Genomic DNA, 12,082 nt, shown 5'->3' with positions numbered 1-12,082 from the left:
GAGCTTGAAGATATTTCCGCAATATTAAGAGAAGAACTTACCACTTTACGAGTTATCTTGTTGCTTAATAAAGTCTTGGAACTCTTCTTCATAAATATTAAATAGCACAATAGTGACCGCAAACAAAAGTGGGCCGTAGATCAGCCCGATAAGACCAAAAAGTTGTAATCCACCAAGTAGGGAAAAGAATATCATCAACGTATTCATTCCCGCGCTACCTTGCATAAGTAGAGGGCGTAAGATGTTATCAATAGACCCAACAATAACAATTGACCAAATAGCGAGGAAGATAGCCAAGCCATGCTCACCGATGATCACAAGATAGATTGTGGCTGGAATCCAAATTAACGCAGTGCCAATAACGGGAATAAAAGAAGCAAACCCCATCATCGTGCCCCAAAATAGTCCTGGAAAACCAGCGATCCACATACCAATACCACCAGCAAAACCTTGTGCGATAGCGGTTAAAAATGATCCCATTACTGCTGATTTTGAAACCTGCTCTATTTCAGCAAAGAGTCGATCTTCTTGGCTGCGAGAAAACGGAATGATGTGACGCAAAGTTGTCATTATTTTGTCGTGATCTCTGAGTAAAAAGAATAAGACAAAGAGCATTAAAAAGAAGTCCATTAAAAAGGTCGTCGCATCACCTAATATTTTTGCGCTTAGTGCGACAAGATTACTGCCAAATGAACTGGCAAATTGGGCTGCTTTTTGGGCAATAGCTTGAGGCTCAATGGCATCAAAAGGGAGGTAGGTGTTGATGAAGGCAAGACCCTTTACCGTTAATGGATGAGAAAAAACCTGCTGTATGCCACCATTAATAACCCATTGATACATATTCTGCGAAAAGAGAGAGCCTTGTTGAACGATGGCAGCAAAGACAAACAGTAAGGGGATAACAATAATAAAAGTTAAAATGATGCAGGAAAGCAGCGCGACAATATTGGCTTTATTCGTTAGTTTGCTCTCGAGCCATGAGTGTAGAGGAAACATTAATAGCGAAATAATAAAGGCCATTAAAATAGAGTTGATATAAGGTCCAAGTAGTAGGTAACACGCATAAATGGCAGCAAGTAAGGCAATGATGAGTACCCAGTGACTGGATGACATTTTGATTTTATCTGGCACAGTCGTGCTCCTTGATATAGCGTTATGATGGCATATTAACGACAAAACAGTTGATTACTAATCAATATTTTAGACTATGAGCCACAGTAAAGGTGAGAACAACGTAAAATACAGAATAAATTTTAATTTAGGCGAATGAAAAGAGGGATGACGTGCAATAAAAAGAGCGAATGAGAATCTCATCCACCCTTCGTTTTCTATTTAGATTGTCGCGGTGTTTGTGGGTCTATTAGGCTTCAGAAGCGATAATAGCAAAACAGCGATCAGCCGCTTCTAATGTTGCTTCAATTTCTCTTGAGCCATGCGCTAAAGAAGTAAAGCTTGCTTCATAAGCCGATGGTGCTAAGTAAACACCATGATCGAGCATAAGGTGGAAGAAGCGCTTAAAGCGTTCTACATCACATTTAGCAACATCTTCATAGCATGTTACGCTTTCTTGATCCGTAAAGAAGAAACCAAACATACCGCCAACTTGGTGAACCAATAGTGGAATACCGTGCTCTTGTGCAAGTTGCTTAAAGCCATCAGCAATTTGTTTGGTCTTAGCCGCAAGGCGCTCTTCATTACCTTCTTCTTTAAGAACCGTGAGACATGCAAAGCCAGCTGCCATTGCAACAGGGTTACCAGAGAGCGTGCCCGCTTGGTAAACAGGACCTGTTGGAGCGATATATTGCATTACTTCCTTGCGACCACCAAAGGCACCAACGGGCATACCACCACCGATCACTTTACCTAGGCAAGTTAGGTCAGGTTTAATATTGTAGTAACCTTGCGCGCAGCTTTCCGCGACGCGAAATCCGGTCATGACTTCATCAAAAATAAGCAGTGCGCCTTCTTGATCACAGATTTCACGTAATCCTTCATGGAATCCAGCAACAGGAGGAATACAGTTCATGTTACCTGCAACAGGCTCGACGATAATACAAGCAATCTCACCTTTGTTAGCAGCAAAAAGCTCACGAACAGAGTCAAGATTGTTAAATGTAGCGGTTAGTGTGTATTTTGCAAAATCAGCCGGAACACCAGGAGAGCTTGGCTGACCAAGAGTAAGCGCGCCCGAACCTGCTTTGACTAGCAAGCTATCAGCGTGACCATGGTAACAGCCTTCAAATTTAAGAATTTTATCACGACCAGTAAAGCCACGAGCAAGGCGAATAGCACTCATTGTCGCTTCTGTACCAGAGCTAACCATGCGTAACTGCTCCATTGATGGCACCATCTCAGAAACAAGTTCAGCCATCTTAATTTCCATCTCAGTTGGCGCGCCAAAGCTAAGACCACGTTGAGCGGCTTGAATAACCGCATCACGAATCGCAGCATGGTTGTGACCAAGGATCATAGGCCCCCAAGAACCAACGTAATCAATGTACGCTTTACCATCTGCATCAAAAATTAATGGACCATCAGCTCTTTCAACAAATATTGGCGATCCACCAACACCGTTAAATGCGCGAACTGGTGAGTTAACACCACCAGGAATAGTTTGTTGTGCTTTTTGATACAATTCAGATGATTTGGTCATGAATATGTCCTCTTATGATTGTTCCGGACCAAGTGAAAAACATTGTACCCTCAAGGCTGCAAACTAGAAATGCTTTGCGAAAAAAACAGCAGTGTTTCACAGTAATCGCTCTTAAATGGGAAACAAGTCAGCTAAATTCAGCCAGATCCTTACCCTAAATAGGTAATAGTGTAGGTGAATACTTGAACGTATCACTCAGGTATTAGATAATCATGAGTAATATAATCGAAAGCATGATCGACATAGCCTAAATAGCTATATCGTTGTAATTTTACACGAGAGAGGCCCATCGTGAGCGAAGTCAATATCCCTTTATCTTTTTCAGACGCAGCAGCAACCCGTGTTAAGACATTGATTGCTGAAGAAGAAAACCCAGCATTAAAGTTACGCGTATACATTACTGGTGGCGGTTGTAGTGGTTTCCAATACGGTTTTACTTTTGATGAAAGTGTTAATGATGGCGATATGACCATTGAGAACAGTGGCGTAACATTGGTGGTTGATCCAATGAGTCTACAATACTTAATCGGTGGTGTTGTGGATTATACTGAAGGTCTTGAAGGCGCACGCTTTTTTGTAGATAACCCAAATGCAACAACGACTTGCGGCTGCGGTGCTTCATTTAGCGTATAAAGTTATTGGGCTAGCTTAAGGCTCAATAGCAAGCGAGACCATTAGGCTATTATCTCTAATCGGTTGAAAAAAATCGCCCAAGACAAACTCATTAAGAGCTGTCTTCGAGGCGATTTTTTATGCTATTTATATGTGCTTACTTTGATTACTATTTAGAGGGATTAGCAGTCAGTAACTTTCCATAGCGCTCTAATTGATTTAAGTAATTTTCCGAATTAGCAATAAAAGTTGCTTTTGCTTGACCAGTTAACGACTTTGACTGCGGTAATGTCACAGTACGTGGGTTTTTATGCTGGCCATTGACTAAGAATTCATAGTGTAAGTGAGGGCCTGTAACCCGTCCGGTCCCACCTAATGTTCCGATTGTTTGCCCCTGCTTGACCCGCTCTCCAGTTTTAACCATTCTGCGCTGCATGTGTAAGTATTTAGTAATATACGTATTACTATGGCGAATAAAGACATAGTTACCATTAAATTGGTTGTATCCTGATTTATCAACAATACCATCACCCGCCGCCCAAATAGGCGTTCCAACAGGCGCGGCATAATCGGTGCCTCGGTGTGCCGTAACACGACCTGTCACAGGATGGCGTCGGTTGGGGTTGAAGTTTGAGGTTACACGGCGAAAATCAATCGGAGAGCGCAGGAAGGCTTTCTTCATTGCTCGACCATTTTGATCATAATAGCTGTTAGAGTTCTTATCTAAAATAGCTGTAAATTCATCATTTTGATTTTTGAATATAGCAGCAATAATTTTACCTCGACCAACCACTTCACCTTCAACGACCTGTTCTTGATATAAAATTTTAAAGCTGTCGTTTTTACGAATATCTAAAGCAAAATCAATATCCCAGCCAAAAATACCCGCGAGTTCCATAATTTGATTAGCAGTTAGCCCTGCTGATATACCTGCATTCCAAAAGTTAGACGTGATGCTTTCTTCAGCGTAGTTGTATTGGTATTCAATCTCTTTTGTTTCAATTTCAGAGTGGAAGCCATCATCAGTACGAGTAATTATGAAGGTTTCGTTGGTGCTTAAATTTCGTTGAAGTTGAACAAAGTTATTCTGCTCATCAAAGCCAAAAGTAAACTCATCTTTCGGGCGCAAGTTGGATAGTTGTTTTTTTATGTCATCGTTGGTGTTGAGCAAATCATGTAAAGTTCGAGCAGATAAGCCAATGCGGTTAAAGAGTATTGCGCTACTTTCCCCAGGGCGAACGGTGTGCTTTTCCCATTTCATTACTACACTGGATAGCTCAGAGCTTTGGTTTTGTGGTATGAGTCTTTCTGCGTCGATCGATATTGGGTAGTGCTGACCAACAATAAAGTGTTTTTCATCACGTTGCGTACCATGTTCATTGGGCAATAAAAACACAGCAACGAAAATAACCGCACTAAAAAAAGCGATGAGAATGCGATGAATCCTGGGAAGACGGGTAAAAATAGACAGCATGTGCAGATTCGTTCTATAAAAATGATGAAAATAAAGTGCGGAACAGTCTAACTGGTTTCAAAACACATCGCTATTCAAGTAAGATGGGAAATTATTATATTTTTGCCAAATCTGTGGGAGTGAACAAGAATGGCGAGCATTGAAGCAGCACTAGCTGAGATCAAACGTGGCGTGGAAGAATTAATTCCAGAAGATGAACTTATTGCTAAATTAAAAGAAAATCGACCTTTACGTATTAAATTAGGTGCCGATCCAACCGCTCCTGATATCCACCTTGGTCATACTGTTATTCTTAATAAGTTACGTCAATTCCAAGATCTTGGTCATGAAGTAACATTCCTAATCGGTGATTTTACCGGTATGGTTGGTGATCCGTCAGGCAAAAACACGACGCGTCCACCTCTAACAAAAGAAGACGTGCTAGCGAATGCAGAAACGTACAAGCAGCAGGTTTTCAAAATTTTAGATCCAGCAAAAACGAAAATTCAATTTAACTCAGAGTGGTTAGATCAATTAGGCGCTGCTGGTATGATCCGTCTGGCTTCAAACCAAACTGTTGCTCGTATGCTTGAGCGTGATGACTTTAAAAAGCGTTATGCGGGTAATCAGCCAATTGCGATTCATGAATTCATGTACCCTTTACTGCAAGGCTATGATTCAGTTGCAATGGAAACAGACGTAGAGCTTGGTGGTACTGACCAGAAGTTTAACCTACTTATGGGTCGTGAACTGCAAAAAGCACACGGTCAAAAACCACAGTGTGTATTGATGATGCCTCTTCTTGTTGGCCTTGATGGCGAAAAGAAAATGTCAAAATCAGCACATAACTACATTGGTGTAAGTGAAGCTCCAAGCGAAATGTTTGGTAAAATCATGTCTATCTCTGATGTATTGATGTGGAGCTACTACGAGTTGCTTTCTTTCCGTCCTTTAGCTGAAATTGCTCAGTTCAAAGCTGATATTGAAGCGGGTAAAAACCCTCGTGATGTTAAGATCTTATTAGCTAAAGAGATCATTGCACGCTTCCACACTCAAGCAGACGCTGATGCAGCAGAGCAAGAGTTTATTAATCGTTTCCAAAAAGGTGCGATGCCAGAAGAAATGCCTGAGTTTGAATTTGAAGCGGGTATTGCGATTGCAAACTTACTAAAAGAAGCGGGTCTAGTTAACTCAACATCTGATGCTATGCGTATGATCAAACAAGGCGCAGCAAAAATTGAAGGCGAGAAGATTGAAGATAGCAAGTTGATTCCAGCGGCAGGTACTGCTGTTTATCAAGTTGGTAAGCGTAAATTTGCTCGTATCACTATTAAATAACAATAGTGCATTCTTATGATGAATAAAAAGGTGTCGAAAGATGCCTTTTTTTTATGGAAAAATTGACGCAATTAAATTGAGAGTTTGCTACTATACGTGCGCTGCACATTTTGGCAGTTTTTTGGAGCTTTTTTATGAACAATACCGACCATCCTCCCAGTTGCTGGGTAAATCAGGTAAATAGAGCGATATAGTCGACTATTGGTATTGGCATAATTTCCTACCTTTAGTTGGTAGGGATGTTTTATTTTTACACTTCCCCTTATTATCTCCTCACATTTCTTATTTAGATAAAATAATCGCTGTATTCATTAAGAATAGAGTGGTGGTTTTATGATGGTCGTTACCTTTGCCAATCGGGAGATTCGCCATGACGGTAATGAACACTGCAACAATAACACACGGTGCGACAACATTTTCTGATGCAGAAATTGTGGCAGCCACCAATGCTTTTTTACAATACGAACTTGAACATCAAATACATTTACTCACCGTCATGCCTATTGAAGAGGCTGTTGGGGTTTTGAATTATTGCCGGGTCGGTTACGTGCACACTTTGCTTTCACAGTTAGAATTGCAAGGGTTTGACAAAAGAGCGCGCCATTTTGCTCACCAGTTAGGCTTTATTCGATCAGAAGCGGAAACAGGGTTGAGCTACTTATCAACCAGCGTATTTGAACACTTTAAGCAGCGTGTTGGCTGGATTGTATTACTAGCACTATTAGGTATCGTTTCGGGGCTGATTATTGCTCAATATGAAGATACATTGAGTCAGTTGGTTTTATTGGCGATCTATATGCCCGTCATTGCCGCTGCTGGTGGTAATACTGGTACGCAAGCTGCCACATTGGTAATACGGGCGTTAGCGACTGGAGAGCTTAAAAAGCGTCAGTGGTTATTGGTACTATGGAAAGAGGCCCGCATTGCGGTTGGCTTGGCTTTATCTATCGCATTAGTGATGGTTGGGCGTATTCTCTTTTTTAGTGATAACACCTCGACAGGTGGCTTCGATATCAACATTATTGCTTTTTCAATTGCGACGGCACTGTTCATACAGGTGATGATATCGACGACGTTAGGTGGTGTTTTGCCTATTTTAGCGCGAGCTTGTCGATTTGACCCTGCTGTACTCGTTAGCCCTGTGCTCGCCTCTATTGTCGATATATCGGGTATGTGGATCTACTTTACCGTGGTTAATCACTTCTTAGGCTTAAGCTAGATAGAGCAATAAAACGGATAGTAATGAGGATATTAGCAATGTGAATGCAACAATGCAGGCACATTGCTAATGACTAACAAATCTTACTTACTCTGCTTGATAATCGCTTGATAAAAATCGATTTCAAACGAAGTGATAGGGGCAATATTGGATGTATTGCTTGTGCTATTGGACGGGAAGTAGTCACTAACAAATTGCACAAATAGCGTCGAAGGTTGTCCTTTCTCATCTAGCCCAAATCCTGCCATATTATAGCTGCCATATAATGATCCACTCTTAGCCATAATTTGCCCTTTTATTGGCGCCTTTCGCATACTTGGTCGATAACGTAAAGTGCCATTGATACCAGCAGTGGGCATCGCACTCACTAGATTTAATTGCTTATCGTGCTGCCATATATAACGTAGAACTTGTGCCATCTGGTGGCTACTCATACGATTACTACGTGATAACCCAGAGCCATCAACGATTTGTGCTTGCGATAAATCAATCTGAGCCTGCTCTAATAAAATCGCTTTGATCGCTGCACTACCATTGGTAAAGCTTCCCGGTTGATTGAAGTAATGTGCTCCCAGTGTTTTTGTGAGGTTATCAGCAATGAGATTGTCAGATTGTTGGAGCATTTTGATCAAAAGAGTGTGTAATGAGTCAGAGTGATGCTGGGCAAGTGTATTTATTTTGGCTTTATTGTTGGGTGCACCAACCTTAATACTACCGGTTAAGCGAATATTCAACTCTTGCAAAAGAGCAGTAATGACTTGTGATGTATATTGCGCAGTATCTTGGACAGCAAACTTTAACGGTAGAGGTTTTTCTCGTTTTATCATGCAACCAGAAAGATGGTAATGATTATCTGCTCCCGCTGATAAGTCTAAATCACACATTTTATCTTGCTGCTGCTTCCTGCTTACCGCTGTTACTTTACTGGTCACTTCTATCGGTTGGTGTTTAGGGACGTGGACACGAGTCGTGCCATTGTTGTTACTGTATAAGGAGCCTTGAACGCAGTTGTGCTCCAATGTAATCGCACTTGATGGCGCACTATAGCAAACACCTAATATATCCCAAGGCCAGCCTGGTGCGCGTTCGTAGCCACTAAAAGCACGATTATCGAGCCATAAATCCCCTTTGATGGTGTTATTGTTCGTTTTGGCTAATTGGGAGAGCAGTTTTTTTAGGTCATTACGACTTAACGTAGGATCGCCACTAAAGTGGATAATGATATCTGAGCCCTGTTTTTTTAACTGGGTTGAATAGTGAAAACTATCCTCAAGAGCAAGCTTTGCAGCCAGTGCCGTGACCAGTTTTAATGTGCTTGCTGGCGGAAAAAGTTGTCTATTACTTTCAGTTACTTGAAGATCTGAAGCATTAACAGGTTGCAGTAAGATACTGTTACGGCTGCCAGTAGGAAGGTGCTGCTTGATGTTTGAGGGTAGAGTGTCATTAGCTTGTACGCTATTTGATAGCAACAAAGAAGGCATCATGATGAGAGATAATGACAACAATAAAGAAAAAAACTTCATAGACATAGTGTTAGCAAGTGACCAGTTAAAAACTTAGCATAGCAACTCTCAATAAACATTGTGAAATTAAATTTCGAGATAAAAAAAAAGAGCATCAACTTGATACTCTTTTTTATCACTACTTTAAATTAGGATTAGAATGCGTACATTAGACCTAAACGTAGTGAGTTATCATGACCGCTTTCATTGTCTAGGCGGTAAGCAACGTAAGAATTAAGAGTGCTGTTGAAAGCGTAGTCTGCTGCAATTTCTACAAACTCAGTGCGTTCAGTTGGTGATGCAGATTCTTCAGCTTTATTTTTCTGATAAGCGGCCATTACTGTAAACTCATTGTTTACATAGTACTTACCTGATAATTCTACACCTTTAAAGTCATTATTTTTATCGATGTCACCACCGGTGTAAGTCGCACCTAGGAAGAATGCGTCAACATCGTAATTAACACCAACAATCGTTGCGTTATCATCGTTTTCACCTGCAGAGTAACCAAGACCAAAGCCTAGACCCATAGGTAGACGGTAGATAGCAGAAATACCATAGCCATCAGTATCTTTTTCACTACCAGCAATGTAGCTCGCTTTAACGGTTAAAGCGTTAAGGAACTCACCAGAGTAAGCAATCGTATTGTTGATTTGTTCATTACTTGCTGCGATAAAGCCTTTTTGTGCACCTGTGTAAGTCGTCGTGTCCGACATTTGAGAGACTTGTACAGCTGCAGTGTCTTGACGACCAAAAGTTACAGCACCGAAATCACCTTGTAAACCAGCAAATAGGTAACGTTGATTGAAGCTTGATTCAGCATCATTATCACCCGATGATTTTACAGTTTGCTCTGCTTCGTAGAAACCAATACCTGATAGATTGTCAGTGATTTGTGTTGTACCACCCACGTTTAGACGAAAGCGGCTTTTGTTATCCATTGTGCCGTCAATTTTATCACCACTTTCAGTACCACCAAAGTCGCCACGGAATTCAGCACGACCACCGATGCTTAGTGTGTTGCCATCTTTATTGTAAACTTCAGCTGCATTCGCACCTGTTGTTAAAGCCGCCGCTGCTACAGTTAGAGCAATTACTGTTTTTTTCATTTTGATCAGTCCTAATTTATTGTCCATAAATTTTTAAACATGAGATTTTCTCATGATGGATACTCTTAAACGTAAGTTTGAGATCGGTATAATATTTATCACTTGCTTTACAGGAGACCAGTAATAAAGAGCTCAAGGTCACGTTTTACAGTGAAAATATTGTCACTGAGAAAGTTCCTTACTCGTTAGTAAAATCATATAAAACGATTTTCGAACACTGTTTTATTGACCGTTTTAAAATATCAAAATCATGATAGATAAAGATATTTTACGAATTGATATTTTTATAAATAACGGTGTGTTTTATAAGTTTTTATTAAAGAGATTAAAATGCCATCAAGTTGAAAAGCTAAATCAGTGATCGCGATCACTGATTGTTCCGGTGGTGATTTATATATCGATCCTATAAATATGAATTATGGTGATTTAGCGGATAAGTTTGTTTAGACTAGAGCTATACGAAATTACTTATTCACATCCTAACTTAGGTTGGGGATTATTATTGCCAAAAGAAAATATTGGCATCGAGGTTTAAAATGGAAAAAGTTCCAATGACAGTACGTGGCGAAGGTTTGCTACGTGAAGAATTAGATCGCTTATTAAAGCTACGCCCAATTATCTCAGCTGCAATTGGTGAAGCTCGCGAATTAGGCGACTTAAAAGAAAATGCTGAGTACCATGCTGCACGTGAAGAGCAGGGTATCTGTGAAGCACAAATTCGTGATATCGAATACAAACTATCTGTAGCGCATATTATTGATGTTAGCCAGATGGAAAATACAGGCAAAGTGATTTTTGGTACCACAGTAACACTTATTGATATTGATACTGATGAAGAAGTGAAATACCAAATCGTTGCAGAAGATGAAGCTAATATTAAAGAAGGTCGAATCTCTGTTAGCTCGCCAATTGCTCGTGGTTTAGTGGGTAAAATGGAAGGTGATGAAGTTATTATCAGCACTCCAGGCGGTGATAAAGAGTTTGAAATTGATAAAGTAGACTACATTTAAGTTCTAGTTTTGATATGAGAAGATAAGCATCTTCAACAAAAAAGGCCGCAAAAATGCGGCCTTTTCTATTCAAAGTTAACCAGATAAAATGTAACTAGATACGTTTTTATCGGGCTATAACATTGAGTCAATAAATCGATAATTACTTACGTGGAATTTCGATTTTACGCTGTTCAGACTGACGGAAAAGTACTAAAGTTTTACCAATAGTTTGTACTTTTTCAGCACCAGTTTCACGAACAATTGCTTCGATAATCAATTGTTTAGTTTCGCGGTCTTCAGAAGCGATCTTAATTTTAATCAGTTCATGATGATCAAGAGCAATGATGATTTCCGCTAGAACAGCTTCAGTAAGTCCATTTGCGCCCATTAGCACAACAGGTTTTAAACTGTGAGCTAGGCCCTTTAGATGCTGCTTTTGTTTTGTACTTAGGTTCATTACGCGGCCAATTTTCTTTATTATAAGGGTTGAAAAAACCTATTTTAGCGCCATCTATTCCTGAAGACTATAATTTATTCAGTATTGATGTTATCCATTGAGTTAGGAATCCTATGAGTAAACCGAAACACTCCGCGAGTTCAGGCCGTTGGCTGAAAGAGCATCTTGATGATAAATATGTAAATGAAGCCAAAAAAAGAGGCTATCGTTCACGTGCTATTTTCAAAATTGAAGAGATTCAGAACAAAGATAAATTATTAAAACCAGGCATGACAGTTGTCGATTTAGGCGCTGCTCCTGGTGGTTGGTCACAATACGCAACGGAAATTGTTGGTGATAACGGTCAAGTTATCGCTTGTGATATTTTACCAATGGACTCTATTGCTGGCGTTGCCTTCCTACAAGGCGATTTCAGAGAAGAAAGTGTTCTTGATGCATTGCTGAATCGTATCCAACCAGACATGGTTGATGTGGTGATGTCGGACATGGCTCCAAACATGGCAGGAAATTTATCTGTCGATCAACCTAGAGCAATGTATCTTGTTGAACTAGCATTGGATATGTGTCGACAAGTTCTAGCTAAGGATGGTAGCTTTGTAGTGAAAGTCTTCCAAGGCGAAGGGTTTGATCAATACGTGAAAGATGTACGTGATCTATTCAAAGTTGTTAAGATTAGAAAACCAGACTCATCAAGAGCTCGCTCTCGAGAAGTTTATATTGTAGCGACAGGCTACAAACATTAAGTTT

General features: G+C 40.3%; 11 protein-coding genes. 5 read left to right on the top strand and 6 right to left on the bottom strand.

Annotated elements, in window-relative coordinates; translation table 11 throughout:
* Positions 1–45: 45 nt before the first annotated feature.
* Positions 46–1,131 carry an AI-2E family transporter gene (locus BCU68_RS13400; protein WP_102565249.1) on the bottom strand — a complete coding sequence of 362 codons (1,086 nt, stop codon included), beginning with the start codon at positions 1,129–1,131 and terminating at the stop codon, positions 46–48.
* Positions 1,132–1,360: 229 nt separating this feature from the next.
* Positions 1,361–2,653, bottom strand: coding sequence for a glutamate-1-semialdehyde 2,1-aminomutase (gene hemL, locus BCU68_RS13395; protein ID WP_102565248.1), 1,293 nt, complete (start codon positions 2,651–2,653; stop codon positions 1,361–1,363).
* A 291-nt stretch (positions 2,654–2,944) separates the two neighbouring features.
* Here hemL and erpA point away from each other — a divergent pair, with 291 nt between their 5' ends.
* Positions 2,945–3,286 (top strand): iron-sulfur cluster insertion protein ErpA, encoded by a 342-nt coding sequence (gene erpA, locus BCU68_RS13390; RefSeq protein ID WP_102565247.1) that lies wholly within the window; start codon positions 2,945–2,947, stop codon positions 3,284–3,286.
* A 148-nt stretch (positions 3,287–3,434) separates the two neighbouring features.
* Here erpA and BCU68_RS13385 read toward each other — a convergent pair whose 3' ends face one another.
* Positions 3,435–4,739: a peptidoglycan DD-metalloendopeptidase family protein gene (locus BCU68_RS13385; protein ID WP_102565246.1), complete on the bottom strand. Its 1,305-nt coding sequence runs from the start codon at positions 4,737–4,739 to the stop codon at positions 3,435–3,437.
* Positions 4,740–4,868: 129 nt separating this feature from the next.
* Here BCU68_RS13385 and tyrS point away from each other — a divergent pair, with 129 nt between their 5' ends.
* Positions 4,869–6,056 (top strand): tyrosine--tRNA ligase, encoded by a 1,188-nt coding sequence (gene tyrS / locus BCU68_RS13380; RefSeq protein WP_102565245.1) that lies wholly within the window; start codon positions 4,869–4,871, stop codon positions 6,054–6,056.
* Positions 6,057–6,426: 370 nt separating this feature from the next.
* Entirely contained in the window at positions 6,427–7,275 is an 849-nt protein-coding gene (locus tag BCU68_RS13375) for a magnesium transporter (protein ID WP_102565244.1), read from the top strand.
* Between the two features lie 83 nt (positions 7,276–7,358).
* Here BCU68_RS13375 and dacB read toward each other — a convergent pair whose 3' ends face one another.
* On the bottom strand, positions 7,359–8,780 hold the full coding sequence (dacB, locus tag BCU68_RS13370; RefSeq protein WP_198591739.1) for a serine-type D-Ala-D-Ala carboxypeptidase: 1,422 nt from the start codon (positions 8,778–8,780) through the stop codon (positions 7,359–7,361).
* A gap of 152 nt (positions 8,781–8,932) precedes the next feature.
* Positions 8,933–9,886 (bottom strand): porin, encoded by a 954-nt coding sequence (locus BCU68_RS13365; RefSeq protein ID WP_102565242.1) that lies wholly within the window; start codon positions 9,884–9,886, stop codon positions 8,933–8,935.
* 536 nt (positions 9,887–10,422) lie between these two features.
* Here BCU68_RS13365 and greA point away from each other — a divergent pair.
* Positions 10,423–10,896, top strand: a complete 474-nt coding sequence (gene greA / locus BCU68_RS13360; RefSeq protein WP_102565241.1) for a transcription elongation factor GreA — start codon at positions 10,423–10,425, stop codon at positions 10,894–10,896.
* 142 nt (positions 10,897–11,038) lie between these two features.
* Here the strand turns inward: greA and yhbY are convergent, their stop codons facing one another.
* Positions 11,039–11,335 (bottom strand): ribosome assembly RNA-binding protein YhbY, encoded by a 297-nt coding sequence (gene yhbY, locus BCU68_RS13355; RefSeq protein ID WP_102565240.1) that lies wholly within the window; start codon positions 11,333–11,335, stop codon positions 11,039–11,041.
* Between the two features lie 113 nt (positions 11,336–11,448).
* Between yhbY and rlmE the strand changes: the two genes are divergently transcribed.
* Positions 11,449–12,078 carry a 23S rRNA (uridine(2552)-2'-O)-methyltransferase RlmE gene (gene rlmE / locus BCU68_RS13350; protein ID WP_102565239.1) on the top strand — a complete coding sequence of 210 codons (630 nt, stop codon included), beginning with the start codon at positions 11,449–11,451 and terminating at the stop codon, positions 12,076–12,078.
* The last annotated feature ends 4 nt before the right edge of the window (positions 12,079–12,082 follow it).

This window comes from Vibrio sp. 10N.286.49.B3 (assembly GCF_002873395.1).
GTDB lineage: Bacteria > Pseudomonadota > Gammaproteobacteria > Enterobacterales > Vibrionaceae > Vibrio.
Note: the sequence above shows the minus strand (reverse complement) of the source record. Positions and strands in the feature narration are given on the sequence as shown.

Coding starts and splice junctions, on each gene's coding strand:
- hemL (WP_102565248.1), bottom strand. CDS start 2,653: ATGACCAAATCATCTGAATTGTATCAAAAAGCACAACAAACTATTCCT.
- BCU68_RS13385 (WP_102565246.1), bottom strand. CDS start 4,739: ATGCTGTCTATTTTTACCCGTCTTCCCAGGATTCATCGCATTCTCATC.
- tyrS (WP_102565245.1), top strand. CDS start 4,869: ATGGCGAGCATTGAAGCAGCACTAGCTGAGATCAAACGTGGCGTGGAA.
- BCU68_RS13375 (WP_102565244.1), top strand. CDS start 6,427: ATGACGGTAATGAACACTGCAACAATAACACACGGTGCGACAACATTT.
- BCU68_RS13365 (WP_102565242.1), bottom strand. CDS start 9,886: ATGAAAAAAACAGTAATTGCTCTAACTGTAGCAGCGGCGGCTTTAACA.
- greA (WP_102565241.1), top strand. CDS start 10,423: ATGGAAAAAGTTCCAATGACAGTACGTGGCGAAGGTTTGCTACGTGAA.
- yhbY (WP_102565240.1), bottom strand. CDS start 11,335: ATGAACCTAAGTACAAAACAAAAGCAGCATCTAAAGGGCCTAGCTCAC.
- rlmE (WP_102565239.1), top strand. CDS start 11,449: ATGAGTAAACCGAAACACTCCGCGAGTTCAGGCCGTTGGCTGAAAGAG.